The organism is Nonomuraea sp. NPDC048892 (assembly GCF_040649735.1).
In the GTDB taxonomy this organism is placed as follows: domain Bacteria; phylum Actinomycetota; class Actinomycetes; order Streptosporangiales; family Streptosporangiaceae; genus Nonomuraea; species Nonomuraea maheshkhaliensis.
Map to the genome: position 1 here is coordinate 13,769 of NZ_JBEZFZ010000034.1, position 17,517 is coordinate 31,285.

Below are 17,517 nucleotides of genomic sequence, written 5' to 3' on the forward strand. Positions count from 1 at the left end.
CCGGAGGCTGTAGCCGGGGGTTCGACGAGGTCATGGATGGTGGGGGCCTCATGTGATTCAGGCTGAGGGGAGTGGGGAGGGGTGGAGTCAGCCAAGTTGTGAAGGGAACGCTTCATAACTATGAAGGTATCCTTTCATAGTTATGAAGGCAATGCTTCACGCCTGTGATTGAGTACCGTTGGCACATGACGCGGCACGGCGAAGGGCTCAGTGATCCCAAGGCAATGCGGGCGCTGGCCCATCCGGCGAGGTTGATGATCCTCAACAGGCTCAATGTGGAAGGCAGCGCCACCGCCACCGAAGTGGCGGAGATCGCGGGGATCACTCCCAGCGCTGCCAGTTATCACCTGCGGATGCTGGCCAAGTACGGGTTCGTGGAGGATGCGCCGCCCAGGGGAGATGGCAGGGAGCGACTGTGGAAGGCGGTGGGCAAGCCGGTCAGCGTGGGGGTGCTGCCTGATGATCAGCCCGACGTCCGGGAGGCCAAGGTCACGTTGATCACGGCGTTCCGCCGGGAGGCCAATGAGGAGGCCGAACGGGCGCTGGCGAATGTCGATCGGGAGCCCGAGGAGTGGCGGGATGCGACCCGGTTCGGTCGGTACCGGATCAGGGTCGATGCCGAGGAGCTTGCCCAGTTGAACCGGGAGATCGAGAAGTTGATCGAGCCGTTCGTGCTGCAGCGTCGAGGCGAAGGGGTCGCGCCGGAGGGGGCCAGGGTGGCTGAGGCTCAGATCAATCTGTTCCCGGTGGCGGCGAGGGCGGTTCCGGGGCTGCCTACCGAAGATCATGGTGTGGCTGAGCGTAAGTGAGGTATGCGGCCCTGCGGAGGTGTGTGCTTGGGATTCGGCAGGGATGTGGGGCTCAGGCGGTGCGGGGTGGGGGTGGGGCTGGGTTGGTTGGCGAGTTAGGTCGGGCAGGACGGGGGTTCGGCGGGGCGGAGTTGGGCAGGCCTGGTTCGGTGGAACCGGGGTTGGCTGACGTGGGACAGAAGGGCCGGGCAGAGGCGGGGCGGGGTTGAGTAGGGCATGGTTCGGCAGGCGGGGGTTGGTGGGTTAGGTCAGGCAGGGAGGGGTTCGGCAGGGCGGGGGGTTGAATCGGTTAGGTCAGGCGGGGCTGGGGTTCGGCAGCGCTGGGTTGGGCGGGCTGGGTCGGGCGGCGCTGGCGTTGGGCGGGCTGGATCGGGCGGTGCTCGGGTTGGGCGGGTTGGGTTGGGCGGCGCTGGGGTTGGGTCGGGCGGGGCCAGCGTCGGGTGGGGGCTGGGTTTGGCGCCGGGGTCGGTGGGGCTGGGGTTGGGTGGGTGCGGGTTTGGCAGGGGGCGGCACATCGGCGAGAACGGCTACGAGCGGGCCACCCATCCGCGGCATCGCCGACACCGCCGGCGTCTCGCCGGGCCGTCGGGTGGAGCAGGAGGGCGGGGCTGAGTGTGGTCAAGGTGGTGTCGGCGACGGCCGGTGTTCACCCGTCGTCGACAGGTGGTTGCGGCGTGAGTGGGGTGGGGGGTTATAGCGGGCTGGAAAGGAGGGCGGCTGGGTGGGGCGTAGGTGGTGATGGTTGAGGGGGTGCTTGAACGGCTTTGGTTTGGGTGGGGGGCTGGGCTTGTGAGCAGGGATGACTGTTCGTGCGGAGTACGGGGGCTTTGGGAGGGCGGTGTGGGGCTGGTGGGGTTGGTGCGTGGTGGTGTGGCAGAGGGGTGGAATGTCTGGTTGACCGCAGACGGTCAGCCTGGGGCGGTGTGGGAGGTAGACTTTTCGGTGGCCTGTGACCACAGGCCGACTTCGCATGCCCCATTGCGGACCGCGCCATCGGTCCGGGCCATGTGCCCGGCGGGAGCGGGTTCGGGGCATCAGGGCGGCAGACAACGCGCTGCTGCGGCATAACCGAGAATCGCGCCCATCCGCAGGGCGCCCAGACCTGGAGGACCAGCACATGGCCCCCGTCGTCACCATGCGACAGCTGCTCGAGAGTGGCGTTCACTTCGGTCACCAGACCCGGCGCTGGAACCCGAAGATGAAGCGCTTCATCTTCACCGAGCGCAACGGCATTTACATCATCGACCTGCAGAAGTCTCTGTCGTACATCGACCGGGCCTACGACTTCGTGAAGGAGACCGTCGCCCACGGTGGCACGATCCTCTTCATCGGCACGAAGAAGCAGGCTCAGGAGGCCATCTCCGAGCAGGCCGCGCGGGTCGGCATGCCGTACGTCAACCAGCGCTGGCTGGGTGGCATGCTCACCAACTTCTCCACCGTGCACAAGAGGCTGCAGCGTCTGAAGGAGCTCGAGGAGCTCGACTTCGACAACGTCGCGGGCTCGGGGCTCACCAAGAAGGAGCTCCTCATGCGCCGTCGCGAGAAGGACAAGCTCGAGCGTACGCTCGGCGGCATCCGTGACATGGGTCGCGTGCCCAGCGCGGTGTGGATCGTCGACACCAAGAAGGAGCACATCGCGATCAGCGAGGCCAAGAAGCTTGGCATCCCTGTCGTCGCGATCCTCGACACCAACTGCGACCCCGACGAGGTCGACTACCCGATCCCGGGCAACGACGACGCCATCCGCGCCGTCGGCCTGCTGACCAGGGTCGTCGCCGACGGTGTCGCGGCCGGTCTGATGGCTCGCTCCGGCGCCGCTCGCGGTGACGAGAAGCCGGCCGCCGCCGAGCCGCTGGCCGAGTGGGAGCGTGAGCTCATCGAGCAGGGCACCCCGGAGCGTGCGGCTGACGAGGCCGCGCCGGCTGCTCCCGAGGCTGCCGCCGAGGAGGCTCCCGCTGCTGAAGCTGCCCCTGAGGCTGCTGCCCCTGAGGTCGCAGCTCCTGAGGCTGCTGCCCCTGAGGCTGCTCCGGCCGAGGAGGCTCCGGCTGAGGCCGCTGCCGCCGAGGGCGAGAACGACCAGCAGGCCTGACGCCTTGGTCAGGGCGGGGCACGGGTTCTGACGTCCCCGCCCTCTTCGGGGCACGCATGCGGGTTGGCGAGCTAGAGCTTCCGGACTGACTCTTAGGCGGTACTTCCGGACTCTTGGAAGGTACCGGTCAAAGGTCGGGTGCGCCGGGCTGAGGCTCGGCGTGCTGGTCTGGGGCTGGATACCGGCTGAGGTCTGAGGGTCGGGTTCGTGTCGGCTTGAGTCGGGCACCGGTCTAACGCCAGGCTCTGGCTCACGGGCTGGCACCGGCCCAAGGTCGGGTCCTGGCTCAGGGCGGGCACTCGCCCAAGGCCAGGTGTCGGACTAGGGCTGGTGCGCTGGCTCAGGATCGGACGCCGGCTCAAGGTCGGGTGTCGGCTTGGGGCCGGGGTGCCGGCTCAGGTCGGGTCCTGGCTCAGGGCGGATACTGGCTCAAGGCTGGGCCTGGCTGAGGGCGGACATCCGCCCGAAGGTCGGGTGTCGGCTCACGGTCGGGGCATCGGCTCAGGGCCGGAGCGCCGGCTTGAGGTCGGGTGCCTGCTCAGGGGCGGGCACTGGCTTTCAGGGTCGGTGCCGGTTCAGAGTTGGTGTCGGCACGAGGTCGGTTGGCTCTAGTTCTGCCGCTGGGTAGAGCCGGGTTGGCTGAGCTTGGCCGCGGCTGTCGAAGCCGAGGTTGGCTGAAGCTGAGGCTGGCCAGGGTGAGGTTGACCGAAGTTGAGGTTGGCTGAAGCTGAGGTTGGCCAGAGTTGAGGTCGGCACGAGCTGGGCGACTGGCTGTGGTCGGTTCGCGCAGGGTCTGCGGCTTGCCGGAGTCGGTTGGCGCAGGCTGTGCGATCGGCTGAGGTTGGTCCGCGCGCAGGCTGTGCGATCGGCTGAGGTTGGTCCGCGTACGTTCTGCGTGATCGGCCGGGGTTGGTGGGTACACGTTTGTGGCTGATCGGGTCGGGTGGGGCGGAATCTCTGTCCCGCTGGATCGGTTGGCGCAGGCGGTGCCTGGCCGAGGCCGGTTGGCGCAGGTCGTGCGAGTGGCCGGGCTGGTTCGCTCGGATGAGCGTGGTCGGCCAGGTCGGTTCGTTCGGCTTGCCGGCCTTCTGATCGGTTCGTGCGGCGGTGCTGAGCTGAGGTGGTAACCAAGGCGAGGCTGGGCAGTATGCCGAGCGAAGCAGCAGCGAGGCCGGGCCGACCCGGGCCCCGAGTAAGGCAAGGCTCTCGTACGGCACACGCCTGCCGTACGAACAGAGGGTGGGAGGCCGGATCCCGGCGCCTGCCCCATCCACGATGACGACGACGAAATCCCACAAGGAAAAAGAGCATGGCTTCCGTGAACATGGCCGACGTCAAGCGGCTTCGCGAGATCACCGCTGCCGGCATGATGGCCTGCAAGAAGGCGCTGGAGGAGTCCGATGGCGACTTCGACCGCGCTATCGAGCTGCTGCGCCTGAAGGGCGCCAAGGACGTGGGCAAGCGTGAGGCCCGTACCGCGTCCAACGGCCTCGTGGCGCTCAAGCAGGACGGCGACTCCTCCGCAGCGCTTCTCGAGCTCAACTGCGAGACGGACTTCGTGGCCAAGGGCGAGCGCTTCCAGGAGCTGGCCGCCCAGGTCGTCGCGCACGTCCTGGAGAGCAGGCCCGCTGACGTGGCGGCGCTGCTCGAGTCCTCCTTCGACGGCAAGACCGTCAAGGAGCACCTCGACACCGCCAACGCCGCGCTGGGCGAGAAGATCGAGATCCGGCGCTTCGCGGTGCTGGAGGGCGGCTACATCGGCGCGTACATGCACAGGACCGACCCGGCGCTGCCGCCGGCGGTCGGAGTGCTCGTCCAGCTGGACAAGCCGAACGCCGAGGTCGCCAAGGACGTCGCGCAGCACGCCGCCGCGATGGCTCCGCAGTACCTGAAGGCCGACTCCGTGCCCGCCGAGGTCGTCGAGAAGGAGCGCAAGCTCTTCGAGGAGATGACCCGTGAGGAGGGCAAGCCCGAGGCCGCCATCGGCAAGATCGTCGAGGGTCGCGTGAACGGCTGGTACAAGGACTTCACGCTGCTGCAGCAGGCCTTCGTCAAGGACAACAAGAAGAGCGTGGGCAAGTACGCCGAGGAGAATGGCGTCGAGGTGCTGGGCTTTGTCCGATTCAAGGTCGGTCAGGCTTAGGCTTAGGCAAGCTCACAGCTCAACGATCCGCCGAATGAAGGAGGCCGCCGCCGTGCAGGACCACCGGGAGTCAGCCCACGAATCCACACGGACGGCGGCTTCCCCATCTCCGAACCCGCAGGGTCCACTCAGGTGGAAGCGGGTGATGCTGAAGCTGTCAGGAGAGGCGTTCGCCGGCGGCGAGCCGCTCGGCATCGATCCGGTGATCGTCGATCATCTGGCCGACTCGATCGCCGAGGCGGTCAAGGAGGGCGTGCAGGTCGCGGTCGTGGTCGGCGGTGGCAACATGTTCCGCGGCGCCACCCTGTCCCAGGGCGGCATCGACCGGGCCAGGGCCGACTACATGGGCATGCTCGGCACGGTCATCAACTGCCTGGCGCTGCAGGACTTCCTGGAGCGGCGGGGTGTGGAGACGCGCGTGCAGACCGCCATCACCATGCAGCAGGTGGCCGAGCCGTTCCTGCCGCGCCGCGCGATCAGGCACCTTGAGAAGGGGCGCGTGGTCATCTTCGGCGCCGGGCTCGGCTCGCCCTACTTCTCCACCGACACCGCGGCGTCCCAGCGGGCCCTGGAGATCGGCGCGGAGGCGCTGCTCAAGGGCACGCAGGTGGACGGGATCTACGACTCCGATCCCCGCAAGAACCCCGACGCGGTCAGGTTCGACCATCTCGACTACGGCGAGGTGCTGCTGCGCGACCTCGCGGTCATGGACGCCACCGCGATCAGCCTGTGCAAGGACAACGACCTGCCGATCGTGGTCTTCGACCTCATGGGCGAAGGCAACATCCTGCGAGCGGTGCGCGGTGAGAAAATCGGCACGCTGGTTAGTCCCGCAGGCAAATGACGGAGCGAGCCCGAGACCGCCAGCTAGAAGACAGGGAGCCGCTGTGATCGACGAAACCCTCCTCGAAGCCGAGGAGAAGATGGACAAGGCCGTTTCGGTCGCGAAGGAGGACTTCGCGAGCATCCGTACGGGCCGGGTCACCCCCTCGATGTTCAACAAGATCAACGCCGAGTACTACGGCACGCCGACGCCGATCCAGCAGTTGGCGTCGTTCCACGTGCCCGAGGCGCGCATGATCATCATTCAGCCGTACGACAAGGGCTCGATGAGCGCGATCGAGCGAGCCATCCGCGACTCCGACCTCGGCGTCAACCCCACCGACGACGGTCAGGTGATCCGGGTGACGTTCCCCGAGTTGTCCGAGGAGCGCCGCAAGGAGTACATCAAGGTCGCCAGGACCAAGGGCGAGCACGCCAAGGTGTCGCTACGCAACATCCGCCGCTCCGCCAAGGAAATCCTCGACAAGATGATCAAGGACGGCGAGGCGGGCGAGGACGAGGTCCGGCGGGCCGAGAAGGAGCTCGACGACCTCACCCAGAAGCACGTCGCCAAGATCGACGAGCTGCTCAAGCACAAGGAAACCGAGCTGCTCGAAGTCTGAGCGGCGCGTCGCAGGGCGGACCGCGCTCACGACGGGCCGCCACGGGGCGGACCGCGTTCGACGGGCCGCCGCAGCGTAGCGGGTCTGCACTACGGCCCTCGCTTCGACGGCGGGGGCCGTGGGCTCTTGGAGAACTCAGTGGAAGAACGTACGGCTGGCACCAGCTCGAGCGGCGGCAGCCGTACCGGAAGAAACCTGCCCGCGGCCATCGCCGTCGGTGTGGTGCTGGGCGCGTTGGTCATCGGCACCGTCTACACGATCAAGGAGCTGTTCCTCCTGGTGGTGGCGGGCGCTGTCGGTGTGGGCGTGCTGGAGCTGGTCAAGGCCTTCGCCACCCGTGACATCAAGGTTCCTGCCGTGCCGGTGCTGGCGGGCATGGTGGCGATGCACGCGGGGGCGTACTGGGGCGGGCCCGTCTGGTTGCTGGCCGCGTTCGCGGTGTTTGCGTTGGTGCTGCTGATCTGGCGGATGTTCAGCGACGGTACGGATGGTTACGTACGCGACGCGTCGGCCTCGGTGCTCACGCTCTTCTACCCCGCGATGCTGGCCGCTTTCGTCGCGCTGCTGCTGAAGGAGGGCGACGGCGACCACCGCGTGGTGATCTTCATCGCGGTGACCGTGGCCAGCGACATCGGGGGCTACATCGCGGGTGTGCTGTTCGGCAAGCACCAGCTGACGGTGATCAGCCCGAAGAAGACCTGGGAAGGGCTGGCCGGGTCGATCGTCGCGTGTACGGCGGTGGGCGCCTGGCTGGTGACCTGGCTGCTCGGCGGCGACATCTGGCAGGGGGCGCTGATCGGCGCGCTGGCGGCGGTGCTGGCGACCGTGGGCGACCTGATCGAGTCGATGATCAAGCGGGATCTCGGCATCAAGGACCTGGGGACGATCCTGCCAGGGCACGGTGGGTTGATGGATCGGCTGGACTCGCTGGTGACGACGCTGGTGCCGGTCTGGGCGTTGATGGCCATCTTCTTCTGACGGCGCCACATGGCACATGTCGGTGTTGTTCTGACGGCGGCGGATCTCGGCCGTCTTCTGTGATGGGGCCGGATCTCAGGTGTTCGCTGCTGACGGCGGCGTGCCTCAGCCGCCTCCCTGACGGTGGTGTGCCTCAGCCGCCTCCCTGATGGTGGCGGGGCTCAGTCGCCTTCCTGACGGTGGTGGGGCTCAGTGTTGCGGGGCTTCTGTGGGTGTGGTGGTGGGGGAGAGCCAGAGCCACCGTACGGCCTCGCCGCCGAATGCGAATCCTGACATGTCAGGCATGTGGGGTGGGTTGGCCTGCATCAAAACGCCCGAGTACTGCGGCCCGAGGGGGAACGTCGCAGGCTCGTGATACCACTTGGCCGTGTGCCCGTGGCCCAGCCACGTGACCGAGTGCCACGGATACTGCGACAGCCAGACCAGCAGCAGCGCCGCGTCCCGAGGGTCCTCGCGGGTGGCCACGGCCAGCTCGATCCTGGCGTACGCGCCCGGCTTGTCGATCCACTGCTCGACCGTCGGCATGCGCTGGCAGCTCATCCCGACCGTGGACAGCACGGTGAAGGCGCGGTCGTGCACCGGAGGGCGTTCGGTGATGCCGACGGTCGGCAGCCGGTCACCACTGGCGTCCCAGTAGCGGCCCGCCGGCCCCAGCACCCGGTCCAGATGCCCCATCACGAACTCCTGGAACGACGGCCACGACCCCTCGCTGTGCCGCCAGCGCCAGTAGGACCTGGCGTTGGAGATCCGGGGACGCAGCCCTTCGAGCGCCTCCGACAGCGCCCACGCGAACGGTGACTCGCCCACCGCGTCGCGGGCGTATCCCGGCATGCCCCTGCTCATGTCGGCCCAGCCCGGGATGACCGCGAGCAGGTCGTCGTCCTCGTAGAGGGCCACGCCGTCACCCTCCTCGAACCACAGCGGGCTCAGCTGCCCGAGCGGGCGGCGACCTTCGGGGTGCAGGGTGTTGGGCCTGGGCATCAGCGGCGGCAGGCCGGCGTTGATCCGCGCCAGATCGACGACGGCCGGCGCGGGGCGGTGGTTGGCCAGCCAGACGGCGCCGTGGACCACACCGTCCGGAGAGCACAGGTAAGCTACCGAGGAGTCCTCGTCCCGCTCGACCACGAGCGTCCGGCTCCCGTACGGGTTGCCGGCGGCGAGCACGACCTCGGTGCCACCCTCGCCAGATGCCGACCGAAAAATCGCCATACGAGATGACTGTAGATCGGGCGGTGACCAAGACGCGAGCCATGACGTGACCAGGAATGCCACCTCCGATCCGAACGTTCATTACCCTGGTCGACAACCCCTCAAAGCAAAGGCAGCAACGTGTCCCAGCCTCCAGGCCAGCTCACCTTCGTCGCGCCGCGCCGGGCCAAGCCCGCGCGGCATCTGGCCGACCTGTCGATGGCCGACCGGCGGGCCGCGGTCACCGAGCTGGGCGAGAAGGCCTTCCGCGCCGACCAGCTCTCGCGCCACTACTTCGAGCGGTTGACCACCGACGTGGACGCGATGACCGACCTGCCCGCCGCGGCCAGGGAGCGGTTGTCGGCGCTGCTGCCCGACCTGCTCACGCCGGTCAGGGAGATGACCACCGACGGGGGCACCACGCGTAAGACGCTGTGGCGGCTGTTCGACGGGGCGCTGGTCGAGTCGGTGCTCATGCGCTATCCCGACCGGGTCACGATGTGCGTGTCGTCGCAGGCCGGATGCGGCATGAACTGTCCGTTCTGCGCCACGGGGCAGGCCGGGCTGACCCGGAACATGTCGACCGCCGAGATCGTCGAGCAGGTCGTCTCCGGGGCGCGGGCGCTGGCCGCCGGCGAGGTGCCCGGCGGACCCGGGCGGGTCAGCAACGTCGTGTTCATGGGCATGGGCGAGCCGCTGGCCAACTACAAGCAGGTGATCGGCGCGGTCCGCCGCCTGGTGGAGCCGTCCCCGCACGGGCTCGGCATCTCGGCGCGCGGGGTGACCGTGTCCACGGTCGGGCTGGTGCCGGCGATCGGCAAGCTCGCCGACGAGGGGCTGCCGGTCACGCTGGCGCTGTCGCTGCACGCGCCCGACGACGAGCTGCGCGACACGCTGGTGCCGATCAACACGCGGTGGAAGGTGGCCGAGGTCCTCGACGCCGCCTGGGCGTACGCGGCCAGGACCAAGCGGCGGGTCTCGATCGAGTACGCGCTCATCAAGGACATCAACGACCAGGAATGGCGGGCCGACCTGCTCGGCAAGCTGGTCAAGAACAAACTGGTGCACGTCAACCTGATCCCGCTCAACCCGACCCCCGGGTCGAAGTGGACGGCCTCGCGGCCGGAGGACGAGCGGGCGTTCGTGCGGCGGCTGGAGTTCCACGGGGTTCCGGTGACGGTCAGGGACACGCGGGGGCGCGAGATCGACGGCGCCTGCGGACAGCTCGCCGCCGCCGAGTAACCACCGTGTGATGGGCAAGTTAGAGGCGCGCCGGTTTCAGACGCGCCGGTTTCGGGCGGGCTGGTTTCGGGCGGGCCGATCTGGGGTGGGCCGGTCTAAGGCGACCGGCCGAAGGGCATCGCCGGTGCGGGTGGGTCAGGTTCTGCGGCGCAGCCACGCGTACGTGCCGAGCCCGATCACACACCAGACCACCGAGATCGAGCCGAGCACAGGCAGCCGGCCGACGAGCTCGCCGGCGTTCGCGGCCTTCATCCACGAGATGAGCGGCACCGTGAGCCAATAGAGCGAAGTCGCGCTGAGCAGCAGCATCGCCAGGAAGCCGAGCACCAGGGTCATGATCGAGAAGGCCGGCGACGGCAGGATCGCCCGGCTGGTGAGGGCGCCGAGTGCGGTGCCGGTGACGGCCGACAGCGCGTACAGCAGCAGAGACGCGGTCAGCAGGCCGGGCGACGGCGGGCCGGTGATGCCGAGCAGCAGCGCCCAGACCATGGCCAGCGCCGAGAAGAAGGCGGTCGCGGCGAACGCGGCGAGCAGCCCGGCGGTCACTTCCTTGCCCCGCCCGCCGGCCTGCACCGCCGACATCTCGCGCTGCCGGTCGGGCTCGGTATCGAGCAGGCTCCTGGCCGCCCAGGCCAGGATGGGGATGACGAGTACGGCGCCGTCCGTGAGAACGGACGCCTCCTCGCCTCTCGGCGCCCGGTTGCCGTGCACGATCGCCAGCATGGCCAGCATGAGGAGCAGCGCCTGGTACACCCGGTGCGAGCGCACATAGGCCGACAGCCGGAAGACGGCCAGGGGGATCATCGGATCTCCTCGATCTCACGGGCCGGATAGCCCTGCTCGCGCAGACCGGCCAGGAACCGCGGCAGCTCGTCGAGGGGCACGGTGACGGCCACCGTCGTCTGGACGCGTTCCACGGGCTCCGAGGGAGCCTCCACGCTCTCCTTGACCTGGCCGTCCAGCACGGACCAGTGACGCAGCCCGTGCAGGCCGCGCAGCCCGCCCTGGTGATCGCTGGCGATGACGATGCCGCCGCGGGCCGCCACCTCGGTCGCGATCGAGGGCAGGGCCGAGCGCGTGCCGGCGTCCAGCCCGGCGAACGGCTCGTCCAGGATCAGCAGGCTCGGCTCGGCCATCAGCGCCTGGACCAGGCCCACCTTGTGCGCGCTGCCCTTCGACAGGTCGGGGAGCCGGGTGTCGAGCAGCATGCCCATGTTCAGGCGCTCGGCCCAGGGCTCCCAGCGGGCGCGGCCGCGTACGCGGGACATATGCCGCAGATACTGGGTGACCGTGAACGGCTGGTCGGTGGGGAACCGGTCGGGGGCGAAGCCGACGACCGCAGGGCGGCCGGAAACGGTGCCTTTCGTGGGCCTGGCCAGGCCCGCCAGCAGGCGGAGCAGGGTGGACTTGCCCGCTCCGTTCACGCCGGTCAGCTCGATCAGGTCGCCGGGGGCGAGGTCGGCGTCGACGTCTTCGATGACGAAAGGTTCACGCCTTCGGTAACGGAAAGAGACCCGGGATAGACGCATGATCCTGTAACGGTATAGGTCGGGTCGCAGGGCCGGGATAAAGGTCCGACAATAGAGGCGGCACCCCAGCATCACGTCTCAAGAGGAGAGAGGCTTGAACCGCTTTCCACGCGTCATCGGCATGCGTTCAGGCTATGACCCCGTCGAGGTGGACGCCCTGATCGGGCGGATCGAGTCGACCTTGGGCAGAGGCTCGCACGCCTTGGAGCCCGTCACCGCCGACGAGGTGCGCGGCGCGACGTTCCGCGCCAAGCGAGGCGGCTACCAGGAGACCGCGGTCGACTTCGCCCTTGAGGCGTTCGTGGTGGCCCTGGAGACCCAGGCCAAGCGGCCCGTACGGCTGGCCATGGCCGAGCCCACCGGCGAGATGCTCCGCGAGGAGTGGTTCGAGACGCAGGCCGCGCGGGTCGAGCGCGTGGCCTTCCGGGCCGGTCGCATGGGCACCGGCTACAACGAGGACGAGATCGACGCCTTCCTCGACCGGATCGTGGCCACGCTGCGCGGCACGACCGACTTCCCGGTGACGGCCAAGGAGGTGCGGGCGGCGAAGTTCTCGACCGTGCTGTTCAGGTCGGGCTACCTCATCGCGGACGTCGACTCTTTCCTCGCGGGCATCGCCGACGTCCTGGAACAGCGCCGCACCTGAGCCGTCCCGGCGGCGTGAGCACGCGCTTTCGACCAGCTCCGGGGCGTGGCGGGTTCGCGCGCTTTCGACCGGTTCAGGCGCGGCGGGTTCAGGTGCTTTCCAGCGCTTCGACCGCTTCGAGGAGGCCGCGCAGGTCGGGCTGGGCGCGCTGGATGATCGTCTCGTCGTCCGGCCGCTGCCCCTGCCGGTTGATCCAGACGCGCGGCAGCCCCAGCCGATGCGCGGGCACCATGTCGTGGAAGTAGCTCTGCGCCACGTGCACCCAGACCTCCGGCTCGTACGCGCTCCCGAACGCCTCGAAGTGCGCCGTGGCCGGCTTGTAGGCCCCCACGTCCTCGGCCGTCACCACCGCCTCGACCGGCACCGGCAGCCGCCGCCGCGTCTCGGCGATCAGGTCGCGGTCGCAGTTGGTGAGCAGCCCCAGCCGCCACCCGGCCGCGCGCAGCGCCGACAGCTCGGCCCCGGTCTCGGGGAACACCGGCCAGTACGGCAGCGTCGCGGCCAGCACGGAGGCGTCGTCCGCGGCCAGTTCGACCTTCTCCTCCGCGCACGCCCGGCGCAGCGCCTCGGCCGTCAGCAGGCGGTAACGCATCGCGGGCGACTCGCTCTGGACGTCGCGTTCGTGCCTGATGTACGCCTCCAGCACCTCCGCCCCCTTACCGGGAGCGACCAGCTCGACGCCGGTATGGATGCCGTGCCGCCAGTCGACCAGTGTTCCGAAGACGTCGAACGTTACCCATCGCATGAATCCCATCATGACGGTCACGACGGCCCCTGTGGCGAGCCACGCGGACGTACGAGGACGGAAGGAGCCGGTACGGCCCGGGTGCGGTGGACGAGGGCGACGGCGACGGAGGTCACTGGAGCGGCCAGGAACGCGCCCGTGATGCCGGCGACCACGCTGCCCACCGCGATCGCCACCAGGATGACCGCGCCCGGCAGGTCGAGCGCCTTGCCGTAGATCTGCGGCGCCAGCACGTGCCCCTCGATCTGCTGCACCGCCACGGTCACGGCCACCACGATCAGCGCCACCAGCACGCCCTTGGCCACGAGCGCCACCACGGCGGCCAGCAGCCCGGCCAGGAACGCCCCCACCACCGGCAGGAACGCGCCCACGAACGTCAGCACCGCCAGCGGCAGCGCGAGCGGCACCCCGAGGATCCACAGCGCGATCCCGATGAAGAATCCGTCTACGGCCCCCACGACGGCGATGCCGCGGATGTAGCGGCCGATCACCGAGTAGATCAGGTGGCCGGTCTCGGCCAGGCGCGGCCTGGCGGCGGCGGGGGCGAGCTGGAGCAGCCAGTGGAAGAGCCGGTCGCCGCCGTGCACGAAGTAGATGGACAGGATCACCGCCAGCACGGCCCCGATGACGATCTCGCCCGCCGTCTTCACCCCGGCCAGGGCGCCGCTGGTGACCTGGCGGCCCTGCGCGGCCAGGTAGTCGCGCGCCTGGCCGAGCAGTTGCCGGTCGTCGAGCCCGAGCCTGACGGACAGGCGGTGCAGGTCGTCGAGCACCCTGCCGAGGCTGTCACCCAGCTCCGACAGGCTGTCGATCGTGGGCGGCCCCAGCAGCGCGCCCAGGCCGCCCGCCAGCAGCAGGCCGCCGGCGAAGACGATCGTGGTGGCGAGGGCTCCGCCCAGGCCGCGGGAGCGGAGCCAGCGGGCGGGCGGGCGGAGCAGGGCGGTGAGGAAGACGCCGATGACGATCGAGATGGCCACCGTGCGCACGTGGTAGAGGCAGAAGAGGACCACCGCGATGACCGCGAACCAACCGAGCAGCCGCCACGGCCCCATCCCCTGCCCCCCATCGTGCCTGGTCAGAGGAGTTCCCCCAGGTCAACGGGGGCAATCCTGCTCAGCCGGGCGGGGCCAGGTGCGAGCGCTGGGACTGCTTGCTGGCCTCGTACGTCTCCCGCGCCGCGTAGGTGGCGCTGGTCGTGCCCACCTGTGCCACGGGTACGTCCCACCACGCTTCGGAGGAGGGCACGTCGTCGGCCATCCGGTCGGTGCGGACGTAGACGACCGTGGTCTCCGTGGCCGAACGTGCGTCGTCGAGCGCCTTGCGCAGGTCGGCGACCGACTCGGGACGCAGCACGGTGGCGCCGAGGCTGGCCGCGTTGGCCGCCAGGTCCACCGGCAGCGGGGCGCCGTCGTGCCGCTGGTAGGCGGTGCCGAGCCGCTCGGCGCCCACGCTCTCCGACAGACGCCCGATGGAGGCGAAGCCGGAGTTGTCGACCAGGACCACGACGAGCTTGACGCCCTCGGAGACGGCGGTGACGAGCTCCTGGGCCATCATCAGGTAGGAGCCGTCGCCCACCAGCACGAACACCTCGCGCTCCGGCCTGGCCATCTTCACGCCGAGGCCGCCGGCGATCTCGTAGCCCATGCAGGAGTACCCGTATTCGACGTGGTAGGCGCCCGGGCCGCTGGGCCGCCAGAGTTTGTGCAGGTCGCCCGGCATCGAGCCGGCCGCGCACACCACCACGCCGTCGTCGCCCGCCGCCGCGTTGACCGCACCGATCACGGCGGACTGCGGGATGGGGGTGCCCTCCAGCGCGTACGCCCGGTCCACGGCGGAGTCCCAGACCCGGGTCAGCTCGGTGGCCCGCCCCCGGTAGGCCGCCGGCGTGCTCCAGCCCGCGCACGCCTCGGCCAGGTCGGCCAGCCCCTCGCGGGCGTCGGCGACCAGTTGCAGGCCTGACAGCTTGGCGGCGTCGAAACCGGTGATGTTGAGGTTCACGAACCGGGCGGAAGGGGCGAAGATCGTCCGGGAGGCGGTGGTGAAGTCGCTGTAGCGGGTGCCGACGCCGATGATCACGTCGGCCTCGCGGGCCAGCGCGTTGGCGGCCGTGGTGCCCGTCGCGCCGACGGCGCCCAGCGCGAGCGGATGACCGTGGGGCAGCGCGCCCTTGCCGGCCTGCGTCTCGGCCACGGGGACGCCGTACGCCTCGGCGAAGGCGCGCAGCTCGTCGGTGGCCTCGCTGTAGATGACCCCGCCCCCGGCCACGATGACCGGCCGCTCGGCCGTCTTGATCAGCTCGGCGGCCCGTGCCAGCGCCGCGCGCTCGGGGCGCGGCCTGGGGATGTGCCAGACGCGGTCGGCGAACAGCTCGTCGGGCCAGTCCCACGCCTCGGCCTGCACGTCCTGCGGCAGCGCCAGCGTCACCGCGCCGGTCTCGGCCGGGTCGGTGAGCACCCGCATGGCGGCCAGCAGTGCGGACGGCAGCTGCTCGGGGCGGTTGATCCGATCCCAGAAGCGGGAGACCGGCTTGAAGCAGTCGTTGACCGAGATGTCGTAGGAGCGCTGGTCCTCCAGCTCCTGCAGCACCGGACTGGCGACGCGGGTGGAGAAGATGTCGCCGGGCAGCAGCAGCACGGGCAGGCGGTTGATGGTCGCCCCGGCCGCGCCGGTGATCATGTTGGTGGCGCCGGGGCCGATGGAGGTGGTGCAGGCCAGGGTGGCCAGCCGGTTGCTCGCGCGGGCGTAGGCGGCGGCGGTGTGGACCATCGCCTGCTCGTTGCGGCTGAGGTGGTAGGGCAGGTCCTCGGTGGAGGTGGCCAGCGCCTGGCCGAGGCCGGCCACGTTGCCGTGGCCGAAGATGCCGACGCAGCCGCCGAAGAACCGGTGCTCCACGCCGTCGCGCTCGCTCCACTGGTGGGCCAGGAAGCGCACGACGGCCTGCGCGACGGTCAGCCGGATCACGATGTCCTCCCGAAGGGCAGCCTGGGATCGATGGGCTGAGCCTCCCAGGACGAGCGGATCCAGGCGTGGCGGGGATCGTCGCAGAACGCCATCGAACGCTGCTCCCCTGGGCCCGCCAGGACGTTGAGGTAGTAGAGGTCGTAGCCGGGCGCGGCCATGGAGGGGCCGTGGTAGCCGTACGGGACGAGCACCACGTCACCGGAGGAGACCTCGGCGAGGGTGTCGATCTGGCCGCGCTCGGAGGCGTAGACGCGCTGGTAGCCGATGCCCTGGTCGCCGACCTCGAAGTAGTAGATCTCCTCCAGCACGGCCTCGCCGGGGTTGGGGGTGTCGTGCTTGTGCGGCGGATAGGAGGACCAGTTGCCGTCGGGGGTGAGCACCTCGACGGCCATGAGCTTGTCGCAGTCGAAGGCGTCGGGGCTGCAGAAGTTGTTGACCTGGCGGCTGGCCCGGCCCGCGCCCCTGAACTCGACGGAGACCTCGGCGGCGGCCACGTAGCGAGGGGGCAGCGCCCGGGTGGCGCGGGCGGAGGGGAACGCGATGCGTCCCGCCCCCTGCACGGTCACTTCCGTAGAAATCGGGATATAGGCGAAATCGGAGGGGCCGTCGAAGACCGAGGCGCGGCCCGTCAGCACGAACGTGTCGTCCGGCAGGGTGACCGTGCACGAGCCGGACAGCGGCAGGACGAGCATCTCCTCCTCGCCGGTGTCGAACGTGACCGGGGCCTCGCTCAGATCCGCGACCCGCAGCCCCGAGTAGGTCCAGCCCGCCAGCGACGGGGTGATCTCCACCGACCAGGGACCGTCGGCGGTCTTGCCGTAGGGAAGATAGGTCATGCGCCAGCCTCTCGCACCAGGGTCGCGGCGCCGTCCACCGCGGTCGCCACGTCGTCGTCCGGAGGGTAGAGCAGGGCCCGCCCCACGACGAGGCCGCGCACGCCGGGCAGGCTCAGCGCCCGGTGCCAGTCGGCGTAGGCGGCGTCGATGTCGGGCGGGTCGCCGCCGAGGAGCAGCGCGGGCAGCGTGGTCGCGGCCATCACCCGCTCCATCTCGGCCACGGCGGGGATCTTCAGCCAGGTGTAGGCGGAGGTCACGCCGAGGGCCTGGGCGATGCTGATGGAGCGGATCACGGCGTCGGGCGACAGGTCGTTGCGGACGACGCCGGACTCCGAGCGCAGCGACCAGAACGGCTCCACCATCGCCACCAGCCGCCTGCGGGCCAGGCCGGTGACCGCCTTGGCGCACGACTCCAGGGTGGCCACGGTCGCGTGGTCGGAGGGGTCGATGCGGCACAACATCTTGCCGCCGTCGAGCCGCATGGCGTCGATCGAGTCGGCGTCGAAGCCGGTGAACCGGTCGTCCATCTCGAACACCGAGCCCTGCAGGCCGCCCCGGTTCATGGAGCCGAAGGCCAGCTTGCCCTCCAGCGCGCCGAGCAGCAGCAGGTCCTCCAGGACGTCGGGGGAGGCCAGGATGCCGTCGACCCCCGGCCTGGACAGCGCCAGCCGCAGGCGGTCGAGCAGGTCGGTGCGGCTGGCCATGGCCAGCGGCCGGTCGCGCACGCCGAGCGCGCCGCGGGCCGGATGGTCGGCGGCGATGATCAGCAGCCGCTCGCCCTCGGCCGGCAGGCCGCGCCGCTCGCGGCGGGCCGCGGCCGCGGCGATCTCACCCGGCCGGGTGGCGCGGATATGAGTCAGCCGCTCGTAATCTGTCGGCCCCGCGGCGGTCACGGACAACGTCATG

The 17,517-nt window shown here is 69.9% G+C and carries 16 protein-coding genes; 8 read left to right on the forward strand and 8 right to left on the reverse strand.

Annotation, left to right across the window (positions count from 1 at the left end):
• The first annotated feature begins 185 nt into the window (after positions 1-185).
• The 6 genes from AB0C28_RS49885 (at position 186) to AB0C28_RS49910 (ending at position 7,464) form a co-directional block, all read left to right on the forward strand.
• The gene (locus AB0C28_RS49885; RefSeq protein ID WP_358083545.1) at positions 186-809 is read left to right on the forward strand and encodes a metalloregulator ArsR/SmtB family transcription factor; all 624 of its coding nucleotides are present in this window, start codon (positions 186-188) and stop codon (positions 807-809) included.
• Between the two features lie 1,117 nt (positions 810-1,926).
• Entirely contained in the window at positions 1,927-2,898 is a 972-nt protein-coding gene (gene rpsB / locus AB0C28_RS49890) for a 30S ribosomal protein S2 (RefSeq protein ID WP_358083549.1), read from the forward strand.
• Positions 2,899-4,207: 1,309 nt separating this feature from the next.
• Positions 4,208-5,041, forward strand: coding sequence for a translation elongation factor Ts (gene tsf / locus AB0C28_RS49895; protein ID WP_357857941.1), 834 nt, complete (start codon positions 4,208-4,210; stop codon positions 5,039-5,041).
• A gap of 145 nt (positions 5,042-5,186) precedes the next feature.
• Positions 5,187-5,885 carry a UMP kinase gene (pyrH, locus tag AB0C28_RS49900; protein ID WP_357858112.1) on the forward strand — a complete coding sequence of 233 codons (699 nt, stop codon included), beginning with the start codon at positions 5,187-5,189 and terminating at the stop codon, positions 5,883-5,885.
• Between the two features lie 43 nt (positions 5,886-5,928).
• Positions 5,929-6,486 (forward strand): ribosome recycling factor, encoded by a 558-nt coding sequence (frr, locus tag AB0C28_RS49905; RefSeq protein ID WP_357857944.1) that lies wholly within the window; start codon positions 5,929-5,931, stop codon positions 6,484-6,486.
• Between the two features lie 138 nt (positions 6,487-6,624).
• Entirely contained in the window at positions 6,625-7,464 is an 840-nt protein-coding gene (locus AB0C28_RS49910; protein WP_358083552.1) for a phosphatidate cytidylyltransferase, read from the forward strand.
• A gap of 189 nt (positions 7,465-7,653) precedes the next feature.
• On the opposite strand, the gene AB0C28_RS49915 is transcribed toward AB0C28_RS49910, so the two are convergent.
• On the reverse strand, positions 7,654-8,673 hold the full coding sequence (locus AB0C28_RS49915; protein WP_358083555.1) for a suppressor of fused domain protein: 1,020 nt from the start codon (positions 8,671-8,673) through the stop codon (positions 7,654-7,656).
• Positions 8,674-8,793: 120 nt separating this feature from the next.
• Between AB0C28_RS49915 and rlmN the strand changes: the two genes are divergently transcribed.
• On the forward strand, positions 8,794-9,894 hold the full coding sequence (gene rlmN, locus AB0C28_RS49920; RefSeq protein ID WP_358083558.1) for a 23S rRNA (adenine(2503)-C(2))-methyltransferase RlmN: 1,101 nt from the start codon (positions 8,794-8,796) through the stop codon (positions 9,892-9,894).
• 135 nt (positions 9,895-10,029) lie between these two features.
• Here rlmN and AB0C28_RS49925 read toward each other — a convergent pair whose 3' ends face one another.
• Both AB0C28_RS49925 and AB0C28_RS49930 read right to left on the reverse strand, forming a co-directional pair.
• Positions 10,030-10,698 (reverse strand): hypothetical protein, encoded by a 669-nt coding sequence (locus AB0C28_RS49925; RefSeq protein ID WP_358083561.1) that lies wholly within the window; start codon positions 10,696-10,698, stop codon positions 10,030-10,032.
• Positions 10,695-11,423, reverse strand: coding sequence for an ATP-binding cassette domain-containing protein (locus AB0C28_RS49930; RefSeq protein WP_357857959.1), 729 nt, complete (start codon positions 11,421-11,423; stop codon positions 10,695-10,697). Before AB0C28_RS49930 ends, AB0C28_RS49925 begins: the two co-directional genes overlap by 4 nt.
• A gap of 94 nt (positions 11,424-11,517) precedes the next feature.
• Between AB0C28_RS49930 and AB0C28_RS49935 the strand changes: the two genes are divergently transcribed.
• Positions 11,518-12,069, forward strand: coding sequence for a DivIVA domain-containing protein (locus AB0C28_RS49935; protein ID WP_346115395.1), 552 nt, complete (start codon positions 11,518-11,520; stop codon positions 12,067-12,069).
• A gap of 88 nt (positions 12,070-12,157) precedes the next feature.
• Here AB0C28_RS49935 and AB0C28_RS49940 read toward each other — a convergent pair whose 3' ends face one another.
• The 5 genes from AB0C28_RS49940 to AB0C28_RS49960 all read right to left on the reverse strand — a co-directional run bounded on the left by AB0C28_RS49940 (position 12,158) and on the right by AB0C28_RS49960 (position 17,516).
• The gene (locus tag AB0C28_RS49940; protein WP_358083564.1) at positions 12,158-12,814 is read right to left on the reverse strand and encodes an HAD family hydrolase; all 657 of its coding nucleotides are present in this window, start codon (positions 12,812-12,814) and stop codon (positions 12,158-12,160) included.
• A gap of 17 nt (positions 12,815-12,831) precedes the next feature.
• Positions 12,832-13,866, reverse strand: a complete 1,035-nt coding sequence (locus AB0C28_RS49945) for an AI-2E family transporter (RefSeq protein WP_357857965.1) — start codon at positions 13,864-13,866, stop codon at positions 12,832-12,834.
• 61 nt (positions 13,867-13,927) lie between these two features.
• Complete coding sequence (iolD, locus tag AB0C28_RS49950; protein ID WP_357858115.1) at positions 13,928-15,772, reverse strand: 3D-(3,5/4)-trihydroxycyclohexane-1,2-dione acylhydrolase (decyclizing); 1,845 nt, start codon at positions 15,770-15,772, stop codon at positions 13,928-13,930.
• Positions 15,772-16,611: a 5-deoxy-glucuronate isomerase gene (gene iolB / locus AB0C28_RS49955; protein WP_357857968.1), complete on the reverse strand. Its 840-nt coding sequence runs from the start codon at positions 16,609-16,611 to the stop codon at positions 15,772-15,774. Before iolB ends, iolD begins: the two co-directional genes overlap by 1 nt.
• The gene (locus AB0C28_RS49960; protein ID WP_358083567.1) at positions 16,608-17,516 is read right to left on the reverse strand and encodes a deoxyribose-phosphate aldolase; all 909 of its coding nucleotides are present in this window, start codon (positions 17,514-17,516) and stop codon (positions 16,608-16,610) included. Before AB0C28_RS49960 ends, iolB begins: the two co-directional genes overlap by 4 nt.
• Position 17,517: the final 1 nt, after the last annotated feature.

Coding starts and splice junctions, on each gene's coding strand:
- AB0C28_RS49885 (WP_358083545.1), top strand. CDS start 186: ATGACGCGGCACGGCGAAGGGCTCAGTGATCCCAAGGCAATGCGGGCG.
- rpsB (WP_358083549.1), top strand. CDS start 1,927: ATGGCCCCCGTCGTCACCATGCGACAGCTGCTCGAGAGTGGCGTTCAC.
- tsf (WP_357857941.1), top strand. CDS start 4,208: ATGGCTTCCGTGAACATGGCCGACGTCAAGCGGCTTCGCGAGATCACC.
- pyrH (WP_357858112.1), top strand. CDS start 5,187: ATGCTGAAGCTGTCAGGAGAGGCGTTCGCCGGCGGCGAGCCGCTCGGC.
- AB0C28_RS49915 (WP_358083555.1), bottom strand. CDS start 8,673: ATGGCGATTTTTCGGTCGGCATCTGGCGAGGGTGGCACCGAGGTCGTG.
- AB0C28_RS49925 (WP_358083561.1), bottom strand. CDS start 10,698: ATGATCCCCCTGGCCGTCTTCCGGCTGTCGGCCTATGTGCGCTCGCAC.
- AB0C28_RS49930 (WP_357857959.1), bottom strand. CDS start 11,423: ATGCGTCTATCCCGGGTCTCTTTCCGTTACCGAAGGCGTGAACCTTTC.
- AB0C28_RS49940 (WP_358083564.1), bottom strand. CDS start 12,814: ATGCGATGGGTAACGTTCGACGTCTTCGGAACACTGGTCGACTGGCGG.
- AB0C28_RS49945 (WP_357857965.1), bottom strand. CDS start 13,866: ATGGGGCCGTGGCGGCTGCTCGGTTGGTTCGCGGTCATCGCGGTGGTC.
- iolB (WP_357857968.1), bottom strand. CDS start 16,611: ATGACCTATCTTCCCTACGGCAAGACCGCCGACGGTCCCTGGTCGGTG.
- AB0C28_RS49960 (WP_358083567.1), bottom strand. CDS start 17,516: ATGACGTTGTCCGTGACCGCCGCGGGGCCGACAGATTACGAGCGGCTG.